19 protein-coding genes are annotated in these 19789 nt (G+C 30.6%); 8 read left to right on the top strand and 11 right to left on the bottom strand.

Annotation, left to right across the window (positions count from 1 at the left end; translation table 11 throughout):
- Positions 1 to 65: 65 nt before the first annotated feature.
- Complete coding sequence (locus ABNT14_RS05620) at positions 66 to 767, bottom strand: pseudouridine synthase (RefSeq protein WP_101903782.1); 702 nt, start codon at positions 765 to 767, stop codon at positions 66 to 68.
- A gap of 955 nt (positions 768 to 1722) precedes the next feature.
- On the opposite strand from ABNT14_RS05620, the gene ABNT14_RS05615 reads away from it, so the two are divergent.
- Positions 1723 to 2334 (top strand): DEAD/DEAH box helicase, encoded by a 612-nt coding sequence (locus tag ABNT14_RS05615; RefSeq protein WP_058885030.1) that lies wholly within the window; start codon positions 1723 to 1725, stop codon positions 2332 to 2334.
- 82 nt (positions 2335 to 2416) lie between these two features.
- On the opposite strand, the gene ABNT14_RS05610 is transcribed toward ABNT14_RS05615, so the two are convergent.
- On the bottom strand, positions 2417 to 3346 hold the full coding sequence (locus ABNT14_RS05610; protein ID WP_101903735.1) for an NAD-dependent epimerase/dehydratase family protein: 930 nt from the start codon (positions 3344 to 3346) through the stop codon (positions 2417 to 2419).
- 219 nt (positions 3347 to 3565) lie between these two features.
- On the opposite strand from ABNT14_RS05610, the gene ABNT14_RS05605 reads away from it, so the two are divergent.
- Positions 3566 to 4027 carry an Lrp/AsnC family transcriptional regulator gene (locus tag ABNT14_RS05605; protein ID WP_101903734.1) on the top strand — a complete coding sequence of 154 codons (462 nt, stop codon included), beginning with the start codon at positions 3566 to 3568 and terminating at the stop codon, positions 4025 to 4027.
- A gap of 54 nt (positions 4028 to 4081) precedes the next feature.
- On the opposite strand, the gene ABNT14_RS05600 is transcribed toward ABNT14_RS05605, so the two are convergent.
- On the bottom strand, positions 4082 to 4273 hold the full coding sequence (locus tag ABNT14_RS05600) for a cold-shock protein (protein WP_101903733.1): 192 nt from the start codon (positions 4271 to 4273) through the stop codon (positions 4082 to 4084).
- A gap of 160 nt (positions 4274 to 4433) precedes the next feature.
- Between ABNT14_RS05600 and ABNT14_RS05595 the strand changes: the two genes are divergently transcribed.
- The 4 genes from ABNT14_RS05595 (at position 4434) to ABNT14_RS05580 (ending at position 7748) form a co-directional block, all read left to right on the top strand.
- Positions 4434 to 5027: a TetR/AcrR family transcriptional regulator gene (locus ABNT14_RS05595; RefSeq protein WP_101903732.1), complete on the top strand. Its 594-nt coding sequence runs from the start codon at positions 4434 to 4436 to the stop codon at positions 5025 to 5027.
- Positions 5028 to 5098: 71 nt separating this feature from the next.
- The gene (locus ABNT14_RS05590) at positions 5099 to 5731 is read left to right on the top strand and encodes an NAD(P)H-dependent oxidoreductase (protein WP_101903731.1); all 633 of its coding nucleotides are present in this window, start codon (positions 5099 to 5101) and stop codon (positions 5729 to 5731) included.
- 39 nt (positions 5732 to 5770) lie between these two features.
- A complete protein-coding gene (locus ABNT14_RS05585) occupies positions 5771 to 6931 on the top strand; it encodes an iron-containing alcohol dehydrogenase (protein ID WP_101903730.1) in 1161 nt (386 codons plus the stop codon).
- An 82-nt stretch (positions 6932 to 7013) separates the two neighbouring features.
- A complete protein-coding gene (locus ABNT14_RS05580) occupies positions 7014 to 7748 on the top strand; it encodes a type 1 glutamine amidotransferase domain-containing protein (protein ID WP_234985017.1) in 735 nt (244 codons plus the stop codon).
- 115 nt (positions 7749 to 7863) lie between these two features.
- On the opposite strand, the gene ABNT14_RS05575 is transcribed toward ABNT14_RS05580, so the two are convergent.
- From ABNT14_RS05575 to ABNT14_RS05560, 4 genes are all read right to left on the bottom strand, one after another.
- On the bottom strand, positions 7864 to 8328 hold the full coding sequence (locus tag ABNT14_RS05575) for a cold-shock protein (RefSeq protein ID WP_101903729.1): 465 nt from the start codon (positions 8326 to 8328) through the stop codon (positions 7864 to 7866).
- A gap of 143 nt (positions 8329 to 8471) precedes the next feature.
- Positions 8472 to 9794, bottom strand: a complete 1323-nt coding sequence (locus ABNT14_RS05570; protein WP_101903728.1) for a DEAD/DEAH box helicase — start codon at positions 9792 to 9794, stop codon at positions 8472 to 8474.
- Positions 9795 to 9875: 81 nt separating this feature from the next.
- On the bottom strand, positions 9876 to 10427 hold the full coding sequence (locus ABNT14_RS05565; protein ID WP_101903727.1) for a 1-acyl-sn-glycerol-3-phosphate acyltransferase: 552 nt from the start codon (positions 10425 to 10427) through the stop codon (positions 9876 to 9878).
- Positions 10428 to 10687: 260 nt separating this feature from the next.
- The gene (locus tag ABNT14_RS05560; RefSeq protein WP_101903726.1) at positions 10688 to 11377 is read right to left on the bottom strand and encodes a hypothetical protein; all 690 of its coding nucleotides are present in this window, start codon (positions 11375 to 11377) and stop codon (positions 10688 to 10690) included.
- Between the two features lie 469 nt (positions 11378 to 11846).
- Here ABNT14_RS05560 and ABNT14_RS05555 point away from each other — a divergent pair, with 469 nt between their 5' ends.
- Complete coding sequence (locus ABNT14_RS05555) at positions 11847 to 13346, top strand: reverse transcriptase domain-containing protein (protein ID WP_101903725.1); 1500 nt, start codon at positions 11847 to 11849, stop codon at positions 13344 to 13346.
- A 68-nt stretch (positions 13347 to 13414) separates the two neighbouring features.
- Here ABNT14_RS05555 and ABNT14_RS05550 read toward each other — a convergent pair whose 3' ends face one another.
- Both ABNT14_RS05550 and glyA read right to left on the bottom strand, forming a co-directional pair.
- Positions 13415 to 14656, bottom strand: coding sequence for a cation:proton antiporter (locus ABNT14_RS05550; protein WP_101903724.1), 1242 nt, complete (start codon positions 14654 to 14656; stop codon positions 13415 to 13417).
- Between the two features lie 130 nt (positions 14657 to 14786).
- Positions 14787 to 16061 carry a serine hydroxymethyltransferase gene (glyA, locus tag ABNT14_RS05545; protein ID WP_101903723.1) on the bottom strand — a complete coding sequence of 425 codons (1275 nt, stop codon included), beginning with the start codon at positions 16059 to 16061 and terminating at the stop codon, positions 14787 to 14789.
- A gap of 235 nt (positions 16062 to 16296) precedes the next feature.
- Here glyA and fahA point away from each other — a divergent pair, with 235 nt between their 5' ends.
- Positions 16297 to 17580, top strand: coding sequence for a fumarylacetoacetase (gene fahA / locus ABNT14_RS05540; protein WP_101903722.1), 1284 nt, complete (start codon positions 16297 to 16299; stop codon positions 17578 to 17580).
- Between the two features lie 111 nt (positions 17581 to 17691).
- Here fahA and ABNT14_RS05535 read toward each other — a convergent pair whose 3' ends face one another.
- Positions 17692 to 19272, bottom strand: coding sequence for a DEAD/DEAH box helicase (locus ABNT14_RS05535; protein WP_101903721.1), 1581 nt, complete (start codon positions 19270 to 19272; stop codon positions 17692 to 17694).
- A gap of 80 nt (positions 19273 to 19352) precedes the next feature.
- Positions 19353 to 19748 (bottom strand): bacillithiol system redox-active protein YtxJ, encoded by a 396-nt coding sequence (ytxJ, locus tag ABNT14_RS05530; protein WP_101903720.1) that lies wholly within the window; start codon positions 19746 to 19748, stop codon positions 19353 to 19355.
- Between the last annotated feature and the right edge of the window lie 41 nt (positions 19749 to 19789).

Genomic DNA, 19789 nt, shown 5'->3' with positions numbered 1-19789 from the left:
TTTATAATTTAAAACAAAAAATGGCTACATATAAATGTAGCCATTTTTTGTTTTTATTCTCAAAATTAATAACTTAAAGCCCATTCAAATCGTTTAAAAACAGTATTCCAATCATTTGGGAAACTTGCTTTTATTACTAGTTTTTCTTTTGAAAAAGGATGTGTAAATTCAAGAGAGTAGGCGTGTAAAAATAGATTTTCGCAATTAAAATTATCAATAAACATCGTATTATGGTTTTTGTCACCGTATTTAGGATCGCCAATAAGCGGATGGCTAATTTTATTTGTATGAATACGTAATTGATGTAATCTGCCCGTTGTAGGTTTCATTTCAATTAAGCTATATCGTGAGCTATCATAAGGCTTTACAGGGATATCAACAACAACTGTAGCAACGGTTGTTAAATGTGTTTCAGCTTCTTTATAAACATCAGAATCACGTCCTTTAACTGGTGAATCAATGATTTTTTGCTCAGGAGAATGTCCTCTAACAATTCCATAATATGTTTTCTGAATTTCGTTATTGGTAAATAATTCTTGAAACTTAGATACGTGTTTCGTTTCTTTTGCAAGTAATATAATCCCTGAAGTTTTTCTATCTAAACGATGTATTGGGTAAAATTTAGCTCCAAATTGATTAAATAACAATTGCAATAATGATTCTTCTTCAGAAACATTTCTAGAGTGGTAGGCGTGATGAACAACAACGTTGTTCGGTTTAGATACACAGATTATGTAGTCATCTTCAAAAAGAACAGTAAGGCTCATGGGTATAGTTGTTTTATTTATTACTTGAATTAAAAAAAGTAAAATAATCATTTAAATAAGAAAAGCAAGCGCAAAAAAATAAAAGCTTTTGTTTTAATGATAGACAGGACAGGTAATAAAATGGAAAAAAAAAAAGGCAAAACCCTGAAATAATACATAATACGATTTCGAATTTTCTAATTTCTAATCATCACTTATAAAAACGAACGAAGAAGAAAAGAACAACAACAAAACAGTCCAGTGCAATGCAATAATAATAAGGAAAGGGAAAAGATGAAGATATATAGAGATAGTAACTATTGTCAATAAAAACTCTTTTCTATTTAACATAATATTAATTATAGGACACCTATATCTATCTATCTATTATATAGATTAGGATGATAGTTTATAGTTTTTTTTAATTTTAATTTAATTAAAAATTTAATTAATTTAATAAAAAAAAAATTTGTTCTGGACCTGATATTGTTCTGGCTGGACCTGCTGATGATATATTTTTTTTCTCAAAAAAATATATCATCAACATCATAATAACCAAACATATATATAAATATATATAAATGTTTTATCCAGAACGAATTCAGTTTCAGTTTTCAGTTCTTCTGTTATCATCACTATTATCGCGCAAAAAAATATAATAATATAATATAAAAAATCAGGCTTATAAAAAAAACTCCTTTGCTCCTAGTTTTATTTTTATTACTTAACAGACCTCACACTGTGAGGTCTGTTACTGTTAGTTATTACTTACTTTTAACGTTTGTACGTTTGTTTATCAACTCAACTCAATTTGTCAATATTCTCTTTATCATCAATAATTAATAAATAAATCAGCACAGCTAGTCTTTGTTTATTTTTAAACAGCCCCTAAGGCGATTAAAAATTTTAATTTAATTGTATATTTGTGGCTTATTATTCCTTTTATTCACGTTAAAACAGTTATTTCATTAACCTTATGCCTTTTAAAAAATTAAATTCAGAAATTAAAGAAAAATTAGAATCACTAGAAATAACGACTCCTACACCTTTACAAAAAAAGAGTATTCCTGCTATTAAAAGCGGTGCAAATGTTTATTGTATAGGCGATCAAGGTAGCGGAAAAACAACAACACTTGTACTTACAACCTTACATAAATTAAAATTCACTGATATTGGCACTAGCCCTAGAGCCTTTGTTCTTGTTGAAGATAACGAAAGAGCTTTAGAAGTATATAACGCCTTTTTACCATACACTAGGTATAAATCAATACGTGTTTATGTTGCCGATGAAGCGCTTCATGTAGATACACAGAAATCAGAAATTTTTGAAGGTGTTGATATTCTTATCTCTACACCTAAAAGAATGAATAAATTATTTCTATTAAACGGAATAAGCCCGTCTCAATTAATGATTTTTAGTATTGATGATGCGCAATTCTTAAAAAACAACACTGCTTATGCGGCTTTAATGGCAATTACACAGAGTGTTAATAAATGTCAGTTTGTTTTATATGCCGATAAAATGACACCTACTATAAAGCGTTTTGAAGATTATTTTATGCAGTATGCGAAAGTAATTAAGGCTTAAAAAATCATTATATTGATATAAAAAAAGACTATTTACATTGCGTAGATAGTCTTTTTTGTCTAGGGAAATTAAAAAGAAAGTATTATTGCTTCTTTAACTGAGTAATCATCTCTTTAGTCATTTCTTTTAAAGAGTAGTTTGGTTTCCAACCCCAATCTTCTCTCGCAGCGTCATCATTAATAGATTTAGGCCAAGAATCGGCAATTGCTTGTCTGAAATCAGGTTTATAACTTACTTTAAAATTAGGATACCACTCTTTTATTGAATCTGAAATTTCTCCAGGAGTAAAACTTACTCCTGCTAAATTATACGATGTTCTTATTTTTACGGCTTCTTTTGGTGCTTCCATTAGCTCTAAAGTAGCTCTAATAGCATCATCAATATAAATCATCGGTAAACAAGCTTCTTCGTTTAAATAACAAGTAAAAGATTCGTTTTTGATGGCTTTATGATAAATATCAACAGCATAATCGGTAGTTCCACCACCAGGTAAAGATTGATACCCAATAACACCAGGATATCTTATAGAACGTACGTCTAAACCATATCTTAAAAAATAATACTGCGCCCAGTTTTCACCAGCTGCCTTACTGATTCCATAAACAGTTGTAGGATCTAAATACGCATCTTGTTTTGTGTCTATTTTTGGTGCGCTAAGTCCGTAAACAGCTATTGAACTAGGGAAAAATACTTTATCTAATTTATGTTTTACAGAAACCTCTAAAACACTAAAAAGCGATTTTAAGTTGATATCCCAAGTTTGAATAGGATTCTTTTCGCCGTTAGCAGATAATATTGCTGCTAAATGATATATTTGAGTAACCTTATGTTTTACTACAATGTTAGCTAAATCAATTTCGCTAGTAGCATCTAATATTTCAAAAATTCCGCTATAATTTGCTATTGTACGAATATCTGAAGCTATTACCGCCTCTTTACCGTACTTCTCTTTTAAAGACTTTGTTAATACCGTACCTAATTGCCCTCCTGCTCCTGTAACTAATATTTTCATCTTATTTATACGATTTTTAATCTTTTAATTTCCTACAAAAATACATTGATTAGCACTTTAAAAGTAATAAACACTTTATTTTGATAAAAAATAAGTAATTTTAACTTTTTAAAATGTAATAAACCAATTTTATCACTCTTCAAAAGAGCTTTATATCTTTTAAAAAGTGATTTTAACGGTAAACACAAACCTCATCAATCAAAATTAATTTAATAAAACATGATAAAACTAGATGCTATCGATTTAAAAATATTGCGAATTTTACAAGAAGACTGTAAGAAAACCGCCAAAGAAATTTCTGAAAAATTAAATTTAACCATCTCTCCTATTTATGAACGAATTAAGCGCTTAGAAAAAACAGGTGTAATTAAAAATTATGTTGCTATTTTAGATAAAAAACGCATACAAATGCCAGTAACGGCTATTTGTATGGTATCGCTCCGATGTCATGACGAAGGTTTTATTGATAAATTTGAAGCGCAAGTAAAAGAATTAAAAGAAGTTCAGAAATGTTATCACATGGCAGGAAAAGTAGATTTTTTTCTACAGATAAACCTAAATGACCTAGAAGATTACCACGATTTTGTTCGCTTAAAACTATCGAAAATTGACAATATTGGTGTTTTAGAAAGTTATTTTGTCCTTAAAGAAATAATGGATAAAACGGAATATCATTTATAAATAAAAAAAACCTCATCATAAAATGATGAGGTTTTTTAAAAATATATGGACTACTTAGATCACTTTTACATTTACTGCGTTAGGACCTTTTTTACCTTCTTCTAAGTCAAATTCAACTTGGTCACCTTCTCTAATCTCATCGATTAAACCTGAGATGTGTACAAAGTGGTCTTTTTCAACACCTTCTTCTGTAATAAACCCAAATCCTTTAGTATCGTTGAAAAATTTTACTATTCCTGTATTCATTGTAATGTAAATTATAATTGTTACTATTATTAGTAATACTGCAAATATAGTTCCATTAATCTAAATTTATCTAAGTTAACAACATTAAAAATAAAAACCAACAAAAAAGAATGAACATTCATTTTTATTAGATATCTTTGTATCAGAATTAAAATAAATTATGGCAAAACTTCAAAAAAGCATTGATAAACGAAATGCACTTGTAAAAGCAACTATCGAATTGGTTAATAATAATGGTTTTCATGCAACACCGATGAGTAAAATTGCAAAAATGGCAAAAGTATCGCCAGCAACCATTTATTTATATTTTGAAAGTAAGCAAGATTTAGTAAATCAAACCTATATCGAAGTAAAATCAAAATATACCGATTACGCCTTTGCTACTTATAATAACAATCTTTCTGTTTCTGTGGAAGAAGGCTTTAAAATAATTTGGAAACGTATTGCCGAATTTAAACTAAAAGAGTGTGAAAACGCCATGTTTTTAGCACAATGCGACAATACTCCCGTAATTGATGAAGCAAGTCGTCAAGAAGGAATCAAGCATTTACAACCACTACTCGACCTTTGGAATCGTGGTAAAAAAGAAGGCGTTATCAAGCCAATGTCCGATTATATATTATATGCCTATGCAATTAATCCACTCTCTTTTTTAATGATTTCTCAAAAACGAGGTGTTTTTACCTTGGATGAAACTCATATTGAAGAAGCGTATCAATCTGCTTGGAATAGTATCAAGGTTTGCAAAAGATAAATTAAATACACCCCTGTTCAGCACTTACAGTTTCCCTTCCCTCAAACCAACAACATAAAAAAGCAAGTATTATGGAATTATTAGACAAATTAAAATGGAGATATGCCGCTAAAGCAATGAACGGTAAAAAAGTATCCGAAGAAAAAGTAACACGTATTTTAGAAGCAGCACGTTTAGCACCAACCTCAAGCGGATTACAACCTTTCGAAATTTTCGTGATTAAAAATCAGGAAATAAAAGAACAAATTAAACCAATCGCTTGGAATCAATCGGTAATTACTGACTGCTCTCACCTACTTGTTTTCGCTGCTTGGGATACCTATACCGAAGATAGAATTAATCATATGTTCGATTTAACAAACGAAATCCGTGGTTTTAAAAACGAAGGCTGGGAAAATTACCGTCAGATGTTATTAAGCTCTTATCCGCAGAAAGATGCCGAAGAGAATTTTAATCACGCAGCAAAACAAGCCTATATTGCATTTTCTCAAGCAATTACAGCCGCCGCTTACGAAAAAGTTGATGCGACACCTATCGAAGGTTTTGACCCTGCCGCAGTTGATAAAATTTTAAACTTACGTGAAAAAGGATTACGTAGTGCTGTTTTATTGCCTATCGGATACAGAGCCGAAGACAAAGATTGGTTAGTAAACTTAGTAAAAGTTAGAAAACCGATGAATGAATTAGTAACCGTAATCGAGTAACGAGTAAAAATATAAAATATTTCCCTAAAAAATTAAAAGATGAATAATTTTCAATTTAAAAATCCGACCAAAATTATCTTTGGAAAAGATACTATAAAAGAAATCACAACACAAATTCCTAAAAACGCCAAAGTTTTATTGCTTTTCGGTGGCGGAAGTATCAAAAAAAATGGTATTTACAATCAAGTAAAAGAAGCCTTAAAAACTATTGAAGTTATTGAATTTGGCGGGATTCCTGCAAATCCAGAATATGCCGTTTTAATGAATGCTTTAAAAATAATTAAAGAGGAAAAAATCACGTATTTATTAGCTGTTGGTGGTGGTTCTGTTATTGATGGAACCAAGTTTTTATCAGCGGCTGCATTATACGATGGTGAAACTCCTTGGGATATTTTAACTAATAACATCAGAACTGAAAAAGGAATGCCTTTTGGAACAGTTTTAACAATGCCCGCAACAGGTTCTGAAATGAATTCGGGTGCTGTAATCACTCGAAGAGAAACTAAAGAGAAGCTTGCTATGGGCGGTTCTGGATTATTTCCTGAATTTTCAGTCTTAGACCCGCAAGTAATTACCTCTATCCCACACCGTCAGTTAGCCAATGGTTTAGCCGATTCTTTTACACACGTTTTAGAACAATATATGACCTATCCAGTAGGTGGATTATTGCAAGATCGTTTTGCAGAAAGTATTTTACAAACCATTATTGAAGTTGCACCAAAAGTTTTAAAAAACCCTGCGGATTACAAAGCCGCTGCAAATTATATGTGGAGTTGTACCATGGCGTTAAATGGGCTAATTCAACAAGGAGTTCCTGGTGATTGGGCAGTACATGGAATCGGACATGAATTAACGGCTTTATTTGGCATTGACCACGCGCGTACTTTAGCAATAATTGCACCAAGCCATTACGCCTTTAATTTTGAAGCTAAAAAAGAAAAATTAGCACAATATGCCGAACGTGTTTGGAATATTACCACAGGTTCTGCGGATGAAAAAGCACAAGCTGGTATTGATAAAACAGTGACTTTTTTCCATGAATTGGGAATTGACACCAAATTATCAGATTATACAAAAGATTACGAAGGAACTGCTGAAAAAATCGCAAAACGCTTTACTGAACGTGGTTGGTTAGGTTTGGGAGAACATCAATCTTTATCGCCTAAAAATGTTGAAGAAATTGTAAAAATGGCGTATTAATTTATTTTTTTGATAGATGAAAATGAAAATACTACAAAAAGCAGTTATTATATTTCCAATGATTTCTGCAATAATATTTGGAATGATTTTAATATCAAGCTGTAAAACAGCAAACAATAATAATTCTGAAGCTAAAAAAATGAACATTTTATTTGTTTTAACATCACATGATAAATTAGGAAATACGGATAAAAAAACAGGGTTTTGGGTAGAAGAATTTGCTTCTCCATATTACGCTTTGTTAGATAAGGGTGCTACAATTACCATTGCAACACCAAAAGGAGGCGTTGCCCCTATTGACCCAAGTAGCGATTCGCCTGACACTGCTACAAAAGCAACCGAGCGTTTTAATAAAGACGTTGCTGTAAAAACGAAAATTGCAAATACAGAAGTATTATCAAGTATCAATGCTGATGATTTTGATGCTGTTTTTTATCCAGGCGGACACGGTCCTTTATGGGATTTAGCAGAAGATGTTGCTTCGATAGCGTTAATTGAAGATTTCAACAATCAAAATAAACCGATTGCTTTTGTATGTCACGCTCCTGCGGCTTTAAAAGAAGTTAAAAACGTCGACGGCACTCCTTTGGTAAATGGTAAAAAAGTTACAGGATTCACCAATTCTGAAGAACAAGCTGTTGGGCTTACCGATATTGTTCCTTTTTTAGTGGAAGATATGCTAACTAAAAATGGAGGTATTTATTCTAAAAAAGACAATTGGAATGCTTACGCAATACAAGATGGTAATTTAATTACAGGACAAAATCCAGCATCTTCTGAATTAGTAGCTGATAAATTAATAAATAGCTTAAAATAATTTAAATTATTTTAAGCTAGTAAAATGTAAAAGCAAAAATCTAATTATAGAAAAAAAAGAGATTGACGATGGGTCAATCTCTTTTTTATTTATTTTATCTATAAAAATTATAAAATTATTTAACTAAAGTTACTTTTACTGCATTCATCCCTTTCATCCCTTTTTCAAGTTCAAAACTTACTTTGTCATTTTCAGAGATTTGGTCAATAATACCACTTACGTGTGTAAAATATTTTTCTTGATCAGCCGAATCGATAATAAAGCCGAATCCTTTAGATGAATCAAAAAATGATACTGTTCCTTTTCTTACAGGGTCAAACGCTTCTTTATCGCCTTCTAAAGTTTTAGGAACGCTTACTTGAATATCTTCAGCGTTAATAACAAGTTTCTGTTGTTCTGGGTCTGGAGGAGTAGATGATAAATTCCCATAAGCATCTGTATATGCAAATTCAATTCCTGTTTTACCATTTTCTCTAATATCAGCCTTACGAGCTTCCATTTTTTTTCTTTTATCTTCACGTTTTTTTAAACGCTTTTTCTCTTTTTCATTCTTGTTAAATGATTGCTGAGATTTTGCCATAATATTTACTACTATTAATTTTTAGAATAATGTTGTAATTTTTTTTAATAAAAAGATAAGTAAAAAATAAATAAAGTTTTAAAAAAAATTTACAATCGCCCCAATATAGCTAAAATAAGCTAAAATATCTTTATTTTTTTAATTTATTTTGATTTATTTGGTGTTTTATTCGATTCATTAAGATGATTTGCTAAAATTTTATCAACTAATTCCTCTTTTGTTAAATGATGAAATATTGTTTTTATTTTTGATTTAAAATCTTCAGAAACATTTCTATTGGGTTTTGTTTTAAAGATTTTTTTCGCCCATAGTAAGCTATTATTTTCTTCGATACTTTGTGCATTTGCTTTTTTAAACGGTTTAAAAACAATTTCTAATTCCTTTTCGAAATCTGCAATATCTTTCACCTCATCTTCTTGTAAAATGGTTAAAGAAAGCCCCTTTGCTCCTGCTCTTGCCGTTCTTCCGCTTCGGTGTACGTAAGCATCATATGTATCTGGTAAATGATAATTAACCACATAAGAAACATCTTTTACGTCAATACCACGAGCCGCTAAATCGGTAGCGACTAAAATATCAATATAACCTTCTCTGAATTGTCCCATAATTCGGTCACGAATCCCTTGGGTTAAGCTACCGTGAATTGCTCCTGATGAAAATTTATTAATCGCTAAGTTCTTCGCTAATTTATTAACCGCCGCTTTGGTTTTACAGAAGATAATACCACGCTGTCCTTCTTTTGAATTTAAAAAATGAAGTAACACTTCTAGTTTTTCAATAGGCTTCACCACTACATATTGATGCTCGATTCCTTGATGCCCAACCGTTGCCATATCTGCTTGGATATTTACAACATTTTTAGCCATATAATTTTGAACCAATTGTTTTATAACCCCCGACATGGTTGCGGTAAATAGAAAAGTTCTTCTATTTTTAGAATTTGGAATTTCTTTAATAATGCTATCAACCTCCTCTTTTAAAGCGGTTATCATTTCATCGGCTTCATCTAAAACAAAATGCTTTATTTCTTTGATATTGATAGCACCACGCTTCACTAAATCGACCAAACGCCCTGGAGTTGCCACTACAATATGTGTGGTTTCTTTTAAACGCTCCATTTGAGGTTTTATAGGAATCCCTCCGCATACAGAAGCGATACTTATTTCAGGCATATTCGTAGCAAAAGACACTAAATTTGCATGAATCTGCTGTCCTAATTCTCTTGTAGGAGCTAATATTAAGGTTTGTATGTTGGTCTTATCTGTATTAATACGTTGTAATAGAGGCAATCCGAAGGAAGCGGTTTTTCCTGTTCCTGTTTTTGCTAAAACAACAACATCTTCTTTTTGATTTAGAATAACAGGGATTGTTTTTTTCTGTACATCTGTTGGAACAGTAATTTTTAAAGCAACTAAACCCTGTTGTAATTCTTTGTTAATTCCTAAATCTGAAAATTGTTTTGGCATAAAAATATATTTTTAATGCAAAGATAATCACACTTTATAGGAAATACACTTCTTTTTATGGTAGTTTTATTTTATCAGAAATTATATAAAAGATTTATTATTGAATAATTCAGGGTTTTCACCTTTGATATTTTTATAAAATTGATAAAAATGCTCAAAATCTGCTTTTATATCGCCTGTTGTGTAAAAGGGTTTAGATAATTTTACTTCTTTGTTCTCAAAATCGAAACCAAGCATAACAATCGGCACGTTTGCCCCTTGTGCGATATAATAAAAACCTGTTTTCCATTTCTCTACAAATTGCCTTGTTCCTTCTGGCGATATTGCCAATCTGAACTCCTCTTTTGTATTAAAAACATCAATAATAGCATCTACCACGTTGGCGCTTTTGCTTCTATCGATAGGAACTCCACCAAGAGCTTTAAAAAACAAGCCAAAAGGCGGTTTAAATAATGATTTTTTACCTGCGAAATTAAGTTTTGTACGGGTAATGTTTTTTGAAAATAACCCAACCATAAAATCTTTCCAACTTGTATGAGGTGCGCCGATTAACACGTATTTTTTAAGTTCTTTGGGAAATTCACCGTTAAATTTCCAACCAAAAATTTTAGTAAATATAAATTTTGATATCATGTTTTGTAAAATATAATAGTATAGATGCCAAAAATAGGGTTTTATTTTTCAAAACAGATAGGTTATCATCGTTTTGCTTTTACATGGGGTTGTTTGATATCCGCGCGTAGTGTACAGATGCGATTTATCGCGTCTCCCACAAGCATTCCATAATCCTTGCTTCCTATAATAGCATGATTATAATTACACTACACCTAAAAATTAATCGAAATTAACCGCATAAAAAAAGACGCGATAAATCGCGTCTCTACCAGATTATTTTATTGAATATCGGTAAAACATTCTTTTGGTAAATATATATCGCTAAATTTCATTTGATTCGCATTAAACCATTTTACTTTATATAGAATTTCAGAAACTATTTTTCTTTTATCGCCATTTGGATAAAAATCATTAGTGTTTTCATTTTTTTTGATACCACATAAAATAAAATCGGGCGAAGAATCATTTGCTATATATTGAACTGTGTCTGTGTTTTTTTGAATTTTAAGAGGGTCGCTCTTTTTAAATATTTCAAACTTTTTTGTTCTAAAAAATACATTTTTACCATAACTATATTCAGGAATAACGTATTTTCTTATTTCTTCAATTAATAATTTACACTTAACATCTTTCAATACCATTTCACCTTTTTTTACACCTTCTAATTTAGCAATATAAATTTTATCATATTTTTCTAACATAGATTCATATAAAATAGCTTCTTTAAATTCTGTTTTATTATCATCAAAAAAAACGCAAGTATATTTTATTCTTTCGGCTATCTGTTCCCCTAATTCCTCAGAATGTGTTTTCTTTTTTTTATCTTCTATGTAAATTTCTTTAATAACTAAAAATGGCGGAACTAACTTTCCGTCTCCTTTTATTTTAAAACCATAAAGTAAAGGATGCGTTTTTAAAGTTACAATATCACCAATAACAAATTTATTCTCTTGTACTATTTCTTGCATTTTTTTTCGTCTAAGATAATAAAAAACATATATTTACAATCAAAGTAAGGAAGTTCTTTAGTTATTATTAATAAACATTTATTGAGCCATTGTAAATTTTTAATTTCAATTAATTCAGACCTTTTTTAAAGGGATAATACATACGTGAATTAGTTAAAGTGTTATCTAATCCAATTATCCAAGAATATATCGATATAATCTTAAATAATTTAATTAGATAACTAGTTAAACTAGTTGTTTTGACTTCATTGATTGGGTACAATTTTATGTAAAAGATAATGACCATATAGATATATTATAAGTTGGTTAATCAGCATTATTGCCTCAAACAAATTTACGTTCAAGTTCATCGGGAATCGTGAATACGGTTAATAGCTCAATCATTTTAAAATGATGTTACGTTTATTAAATTTAAATACCGAGCGAGAACTTCCCTTACTTTTACTTCATTTTAATGCTATATTTCTATATGGATAAGAAAAAACAAAAAGATTGGTTTAAAGACAGAGGATATCCGCATTTTTCGAATAAAACGCCATTATCTGTTAGAAAGAAAGTTAAAAGCTATGTTTCTAATCCTAAAAAAGTAGCAAAACATTCTTTTTTGCCTTTGATTTTTAAGGAAATTAAACAACGTAGATATAAAGAATCTAATTTTGGTGTTGAAAATAATAACGAAATCAGGCGTTCTCACAAGAAGTTAAAAGACGGTAAGATTATTTCTAATACAAAAATTAGAGAAATTTTATACGCAACTCATATAGACGCTCATGTGTATTCGTATTATACTCAAAAAATAATTACGCCAAAATATGAAGCTTATTTAAGTAAAAACGAATTGCTTTCTAAGGCAATAACCGCTTACCGACGAATTGAAACCGACGATAAATTAAAATTTAAAAACAACGTTCATTTTGCCAAAGATGTTTTTGATGAAATTAAAAAGCGTCAAAATTGTGTTGCCTTGGTTTTAGATATTGAAAACTTCTTCCCTTCTTTAAATCATAAAAAATTAAAATTAATTTGGGCAAAAATACTCGGTTATAAAACCTTACCAAAAAATCATTATAATCTTTTTAAAGCAACCACACGGTTTTCTTACGTGAAATTAAACGATTTAAAAACAAAGAATAATCATTTTGATGAAAAGGAATTAGCAAAACATCGCAAAAGCGGAAAAAACACTTTTTTTGAGAATATACACGGACTTTTAGATTCTGATATTATTATTCATAAAAATCAAAAGAAGAATAAAAATAATAATGAATCCATTGGTATTCCGCAGGGTTTGCCGATAAGTGCCTTACTTGCTAATATGTATATGTTGCCTTTTGATGAAGCTATCATAAATGAATTAACGCTTAAACACGGTGTTTTTTACAGAAGATATTCTGATGATATTGTTGTTTTATGTGATGAAAACCTCATCGATTTTGTTCAAAAATTTATTATTGATGAGGTTCAAAAAATTGATTTGACAATTTCAGCTGAAAAAACAGAAATGACTTTGTTTAAAACGCACAATAACAGGCTTCAATCTTTTAAAATAAATCAAGATAATTTAAAAGAAAATGTTCCGTTAAACTATTTAGGTTTTGAGTTTTATGGCTATCAAACTTTACTTAAATCGAAGAATTTAGCACAATTTTACCGAGAAATGAAACAAACCGTAAAAAGAAAACATAAAAGAGTAGAATATCTTAAAGAAAAATTATTGTTAGATGAAGCGCCTTTATTTAAGCGAAAATTATATCGATTGTATAGTTTTAAAGGTGTGAAGTCTAGAGAAATTGGATTAAAAAGAAAGCGAAAATTTAGAGGGAATTATTTACGCTACGCATATAGAGCTTCGGATGATTTAAATGCTCCTGAAATAAAACGGCAACTACGTAATCATTGGAGGATATTACAAAAAAGTATTCATAAATACGATTTTTCAAATATTGATTATAAAAAAACCTCAACTTGAGAGCTGAGGTTTTTTTTTGAGTTTTATTAGTTTATTAGATAATAATACGTTTTAAATTTGAAATTTATTTATTCCTTTAATCTTTTTACTAATTTATCCACAGTTAAACCTTGTGCTATTATCGAAAAAACCACTACAATATAGGTAATCACCAAAAACAAGTCTCTTTCCATACTTACTGATAATCCTAAAGCTAAAGCAATTGATATTCCGCCTCGCAAACCTCCCCATGTCATAATTACATCGGTATTTTTTACGAAATCTAGTTTCTTTTCAAATATTTTTATCGGCAAAAATAACGACGCATAACGGCATATTAAACAAATAGGAATTGCTAATAAACCAGCCAATACAAACTTACCTTCTATTACTAACACTAACATTTCCATTCCTATCAATACAAATAAAACGGCGTTTAATAAGATGTCTAATAACTCCCAGAATTTATCAACATATCTCTCGGTAGTTTCCGACATTGAGTGCGCTCTTACCGTATCATTTCCTACAATTAAACCTGCGGTAACCATCGCTAATGGTGCTGATAAATGGAAATGATGACACAAAACAGTTCCGCCCATTACCGTTGCTAAAGTGATGATAACTTCAATATCAAAATCATCAATCGATTTTAACAATCGATAGGTTATCCAACCTAAAACAAGCCCAATTCCGATTCCTCCTATTACTTCTTGCCCAAAAAGTTTTAATACATCTATTGCACTTACATTTGCTGTTCCTGATTCGGCAATTTTAAAAATTGTTAAAAAAATAACCACACCTACACCATCATTAAATAATGATTCTCCTACTATTTTTGTTTCTAATTTCTTCGGAACTCCTGCTTTTTTTAATATCCCTAATACAGCAATTGGGTCGGTTGGCGAAATTAATGCTCCGAATAACAAACAATTGATAAAACTAACATCTAAATTAATAAGTTGCAATGCAAAAAACATGGCAATTCCTACTAAAAATGTTGAGGTTAAAACGCCTAATGTTGAAAACAATAAAATGGGACTTCGTTGTATTTTTAATTGGTCAAAATTGGTGTGTAACGCTCCTGCGAAAAGTAAGAAACTTAGCATTTCATCTAAAAGCAACGTTTTAAAATCAATATTTGAAATGATAGATTTTTCAAAATTTAATAATGTTGGGTCAAAATTACTTAATAATAATACGCCTAAAGTAAAAATGATAGTTAAAATCATTAATCCAATCGTATTGGGTAGTTTTAAAAATCGGACATTGATATATCCGAATATTGCGGATAAAAAAATTAGTACGGTGGCTATTACATAAATATCATTCATATAGGTATTTTTTTAATGTTATATGTTATTTTATTAGTTATCTGAAATTCAGAAAAACAAAATTAATGTAAAAAAGCACCTCATTAAGGTGCTTTTTATTTTATAGAATAAAATTATTTAGTGTGAATAATTACATGATAAATAATCTTCGGTGCTGCATTAAATCTTGAACTTGCTCAGCTATTTCCGTTAACTTTTCATCATTTGTTGCGTTTTTAATCGCATCATCAATTAAATTAACAACGGTTTGCATATCTTCTTCTTGCAATCCGCGGGTTGTAATTGCTGGTGTTCCAATACGTATTCCTGAAGTTACAAAAGGAGATTCTGTATCAAAAGGAACCATGTTTTTATTTACCGTAATATCTGCTTTCCCTAAAGCAATTTCAGCATCTTTTCCTGTGATGTTTTTATTACGTAAATCAATCAACATCATGTGATTGTCTGTTCCTCCAGAAATAATATCATATCCTTTCGCTACAAAAGCTGCTGCCATAGCTTTGGCATTTTCTTTTACTTGTAGTTGATATTCTAAAAATTCATCGGTTAAAGCTTCACCAAAAGCAACTGCTTTAGCTGCAATAACGTGCTCTAAAGGTCCTCCTTGATTTCCAGGGAAAACTGCAGAATTTATCAATGTTGACATTTTCTTTAACTTCCCTGATTTTAATTTCAATCCAAAAGGATTTTCAAAATCTTTACCAATCATAATAATTCCTCCGCGTGGTCCACGTAAGGTTTTATGTGTCGTTGAGGTAACAATATGACAGTGAGGTAACGGGTCAGATAAAATTCCTTTAGCAATTAAACCTGCAGGATGAGAAATATCAGCCATTAAAACAGCACCAACACTGTCTGCAATCTCTCTAAATTTTGCAAAATCCATATCACGAGAATATGCCGAAGCTCCTGCGATAATTAATTTTGGCTTATGCTCTTTTGCTTGTGCTTCTAAATGCTTGTAATCAATTTTACCTGTTTCTTTATCGACACCATAAAAAACAGGGTTATATAATTTACCAGAAAAATTTACTGGAGAACCGTGTGTTAAATGCCCTCCGTGCGATAAATCAAAACCTAAAATAGTATCTCCAGGCTTTAAACATGCAGCAAAAACAGCAGTGTTTGCTTGCGACCCTGAATGTGGCTGTACATTTACATATTCAGCACCAAATAATTCTTTAGCTCTATCAATAGCTATTTGCTCTATAATATCAACCACTTCACACCCGCCGTAGTAACGTTTACCTGGGTATCCTTCTGCGTATTTATTAGTTAAAATAGAACCTTGCGCTTCCATTACTTGTTCACTTACAAAGTTTTCAGAAGCAATCAGCTCTAAACCATTTAGTTGACGTTCTTTCTCTTCTTGAATTAAATCGAATATTTGATGATCTTTTTGCATCTTATTTTTTGTGGTATAATTTGTTATATAATAATCCAAATGTAATAATTTTATTATGGAAAATTTAGGCAATTGTTATCTTTTTTAAACAAGCTTATACATAATAAATTAACTAATACTATATTAACATAGTTTATGTTATTTTAACTTTATTTTAAAGTTTTTACGAACTGAATATTGGTTTTAACTGAAAAAATATGTAGGTTTGATGTAAAATAAACAGAACTATAATCCAATGAAAATAACAGCAAATAATCCGAATAGAAAATCTTGGTTACCTGTTGAGCAGGATTCAGATTTCCCTATACAAAACATTCCCTTTGGAGTCTTTATAACTAAAGATGATATTGTTACTATTGGTACTCGAATTGGTAATTTTGCCATTGATCTAGGGGCATTGCATCAATTAGGATATTTTGAAAATATCCCTTTAACAGATGATATATTCTTACAAGACACCTTAAACGATTTTATTGCCGATGGACGTAAAACTTGGCGTTTGGTTCGTAATAAAATTGCAGATATTTTTGACTTAAATAATGATGATTTATTTAAAAATGAGGAACATAAAGAGAGTATTATTTTTAAAATAGAAGATGTTGAAATGCAACTTCCTGTATCTGTTGGTGATTATACCGATTTTTATGCAAGTAAAGAACACGCAACTAATGTAGGGTCTTTATTTCGTGATCCTGAAAATGCCTTATTACCAAACTGGTTGCATATTCCTATTGGCTACCACGGTAGAAGTTCATCTATTATTCCTTCAGGAACTCCTGTGCGTCGCCCTGTTGGGCAACAAAAACCTAGCGAAGGGAGTACAACACCAAATTTCGGGGCTTCAAAACTGTTAGATTTTGAATTAGAAATGGCTTTTATTACTACAGTGGCAAATGATTTAGGTGATAGAATCCCTATTCAAGATGCCGATGAATATATTTTCGGATTAGTTTTATTTAACGATTGGTCAGCACGTGATATTCAAGCTTGGGAATATGTTCCTTTAGGTCCATTTTTAGGAAAGAGCTTTGCCTCTACTATTTCTCCTTGGATTGTTACTTTAGATGCCTTAGCGCCTTTTAGAGTAGATAACCCAAAGAAGGTACATGAACCGTTACCGTATTTGAAAAAAGAAGGTAAAGATAGTTTTGATATCAATTTACAGATGGCTATTCAACCTGAAGGAAAAGAAGAAACCGTAGTTTGTAACTCCAATTTTAAATATATGTATTGGACTATGGCTCAGCAATTAGCACATCATACCATAAACGGCTGCCCTATAAACGCAGGAGATATGATGGGTTCAGGAACTATTTCAGGACCTACCAAAGATAGCTTTGGCTCTATGTTAGAGTTAACTTGGCGAGGGCAAAATCCATTAAAAATGAATGATGGCTCACATCGTAAATTTATAAACGATCACGATACTGTTATTATGCGTGGATATTCTAAAAACGATGAGGTTCGCATTGGTTTTGGAGAATGTATAGGTAAGGTTTTACCAGCTATTGAATTTTAGAGATTTATCAAAATTTAATTTTATTATTTATCACATAAAAAAGCCATTTCGTATTGAAATGGCTTTTTTATATTTACTTAAAACTTGAATCGTTTTCTCTATTTTCTACTATTATTCTTCGTCCTCGTCGTCTTCCTCTTCTTCTTCAATTGGTGGATGACCAAAAATATCTTCATAAACGGTATCAAAATTAGCACGTAAATACGCATTTAATTTCTTTCGATAATCATCTCTAAGCCAATCGATAAAATTATGGGTAGATTTACAAATACATTTAGAATATCGGTGGATTCTATCATCAATTTCACCCCCTAATTTTTTAGCTAAAATTAAGGCATCAAAAACATCTTCACTATTTTCGATGCAAATTTTCGCATGATGTTCTATTGATTTTTCCAACACTTTTTTAGACGATTGTCCTGCTTGAATTGTTTCAATATATACCTTTTTTACATCAAAATAGACATCTTCAGTTTTTGAAAATTCCTCTCTAATATTTGTTGGTAATTCGTATCGAAATTCACTTTCTATTTCTTCATCAGATAATAAATTATCTAAATAGAAATTAGGCGCTCTAAACATTTTGTGCCAATCTAAATCAGCTCCCCAAGGACCAAAACGATGAAAGTTGTTTCCTAAATCAATCACATTAAATGTAGATTTCCCTTTAAAAATACGAGAACCCCTACCAATCATCTGATAATACAATGTTAATGATTTTGTAGCCCTATTTAAAATAATAGATTTTACCGAAGGCTCATCGAAACCAGTGGTTAAAATACTTACCGAAGTAATAATAGCATTTGGTGTTTCGTGAAACCATTTTAAAATACTATCACGTTCTTTTTTGGTGTTCGTATTGTCTAGGTGTGCAATCGGGTATCCTGCTTTTTTAAAGGTATCATATACATGTAGCGAAGTGTTAATTCCGTTATTAAAAATCAACGTTTTTGTACCTTTTGCACGCTCTTCATAAGCCTGTAAAAGCTTTGATAGCATATCGGTATTCGTATATAAATCTTCCGATGATTTTACAGTATAATCTCCGTTTGCTCCTATTTCTAAAGATGTTAAACCAACATTATAAGAAAAAACATTTGCTCTTGCTAAATATTCATTTTGAATTAAAGTTCCAATACTTTCACCGGCAATTAAATCATCATAATTGTCTTTCATTGGTAATTTGATATTCGAACTCAAAGGTGTTGCGGTAACTCCTAAAACAAACGATTTATCAAAAAACTTAAATAATTTGGTAAATGAATTATAATGTGCTTCATCAATAATAACCAAGCCTACATCAGAAATATCTAACATTTCGTCATTTAAACGATTGTTTAACGTTTCTACCATTGCAACGAAACAATCGTATTTATTCTGGTCATCTAAATCGGCCTTACTGTCGATAATTTTATTTTCTACCCCAAACTCTCCAAGCATTTTTGCAGTTTGCTTGCATAATTCGATTCGGTGCGTCATTATCAGTACTTTTTTCTGATAATGTTTTATAAACTGACGGGTAATTTCTGAAAATATTACTGTTTTACCCCCACCTGTTGGCAGTTGATATAATAAATGAAAATTTTCAGGAGCAGTTTCAAAACATTTGAATATTTTAAAGAGTGCTTCTTTTTGATAATCGTATAAGTTTTTTCCTTTGGTCTCTTGTGTAGGTGTGTTTTCGTTGCTCAATTTTATGCTTTTTTATACTTTTTTCGAATAGGCAAAAATACGACGTATTTAAGTAAGTTTTGATAAAACCACTATATTTTTTAGAATTTTGTCAAATCGATTTGAGCAATTTCATAATGAGAAGCATGGGCTACGACTGCTTTTTTTTGAATAATTAAGAGTTGAGGTGATTGATGTTCTACCTGAAATTGAATGGCTATTTCGTTCGAAATTTCTCTATAAGAAATTAAATCAAGGTAATAGACTTTAAAATCTTTTAAAGATTCATCAAAACTCTTTTCAAAACGACTTTTTGCAACACTACTTATACTACATCTTGTGGAATGTTTAAAAATAGCAATCGGTTCTTTTTGTGATTGTTTTTTTATGTCTTCTAGTTGCGATAATGCTATTAACGGAATCCAATCAATAAATGTTTTATCCTCTGAATTATTCGTATCTTTAGTACTGCCAAAGATTGTGTTAAGTATTCCCATGTGGTTTTTTGTGTTTTAAGGTAAATATACGATATAAAATA

The sequence above is a fragment of the Tenacibaculum dicentrarchi genome, assembly GCF_964036635.1.
Taxonomy (GTDB): domain Bacteria; phylum Bacteroidota; class Bacteroidia; order Flavobacteriales; family Flavobacteriaceae; genus Polaribacter; species Polaribacter dicentrarchi.
Note: the sequence above shows the minus strand (reverse complement) of the source record. Positions and strands in the feature narration are given on the sequence as shown.

Bases quoted from the DNA above. Each gene is read 5' to 3' on its own strand.
- ABNT14_RS05560 (WP_101903726.1), bottom strand. From the start codon at position 11,377: ATGCAAGAAATAGTACAAGAGAATAAATTTGTTATTGGTGATATTGTA.
- ABNT14_RS05555 (WP_101903725.1), top strand. From the start codon at position 11,847: ATGGATAAGAAAAAACAAAAAGATTGGTTTAAAGACAGAGGATATCCG.
- glyA (WP_101903723.1), bottom strand. From the start codon at position 16,061: ATGCAAAAAGATCATCAAATATTCGATTTAATTCAAGAAGAGAAAGAA.
- ABNT14_RS05610 (WP_101903735.1), bottom strand. From the start codon at position 3,346: ATGAAAATATTAGTTACAGGAGCAGGAGGGCAATTAGGTACGGTATTA.
- ABNT14_RS05620 (WP_101903782.1), bottom strand. From the start codon at position 767: ATGAGCCTTACTGTTCTTTTTGAAGATGACTACATAATCTGTGTATCT.
- ABNT14_RS05615 (WP_058885030.1), top strand. From the start codon at position 1,723: ATGCCTTTTAAAAAATTAAATTCAGAAATTAAAGAAAAATTAGAATCA.
- ABNT14_RS05595 (WP_101903732.1), top strand. From the start codon at position 4,434: ATGGCAAAACTTCAAAAAAGCATTGATAAACGAAATGCACTTGTAAAA.
- ABNT14_RS05580 (WP_234985017.1), top strand. From the start codon at position 7,014: ATGATTTTAATATCAAGCTGTAAAACAGCAAACAATAATAATTCTGAA.
- ABNT14_RS05550 (WP_101903724.1), bottom strand. From the start codon at position 14,656: ATGAATGATATTTATGTAATAGCCACCGTACTAATTTTTTTATCCGCA.
- ytxJ (WP_101903720.1), bottom strand. From the start codon at position 19,748: ATGGGAATACTTAACACAATCTTTGGCAGTACTAAAGATACGAATAAT.
- ABNT14_RS05605 (WP_101903734.1), top strand. From the start codon at position 3,566: ATGATAAAACTAGATGCTATCGATTTAAAAATATTGCGAATTTTACAA.
- ABNT14_RS05565 (WP_101903727.1), bottom strand. From the start codon at position 10,427: ATGATATCAAAATTTATATTTACTAAAATTTTTGGTTGGAAATTTAAC.
- ABNT14_RS05570 (WP_101903728.1), bottom strand. From the start codon at position 9,794: ATGCCAAAACAATTTTCAGATTTAGGAATTAACAAAGAATTACAACAG.
- fahA (WP_101903722.1), top strand. From the start codon at position 16,297: ATGAAAATAACAGCAAATAATCCGAATAGAAAATCTTGGTTACCTGTT.
- ABNT14_RS05600 (WP_101903733.1), bottom strand. From the start codon at position 4,273: ATGAATACAGGAATAGTAAAATTTTTCAACGATACTAAAGGATTTGGG.
- ABNT14_RS05575 (WP_101903729.1), bottom strand. From the start codon at position 8,328: ATGGCAAAATCTCAGCAATCATTTAACAAGAATGAAAAAGAGAAAAAG.
- ABNT14_RS05585 (WP_101903730.1), top strand. From the start codon at position 5,771: ATGAATAATTTTCAATTTAAAAATCCGACCAAAATTATCTTTGGAAAA.
- ABNT14_RS05590 (WP_101903731.1), top strand. From the start codon at position 5,099: ATGGAATTATTAGACAAATTAAAATGGAGATATGCCGCTAAAGCAATG.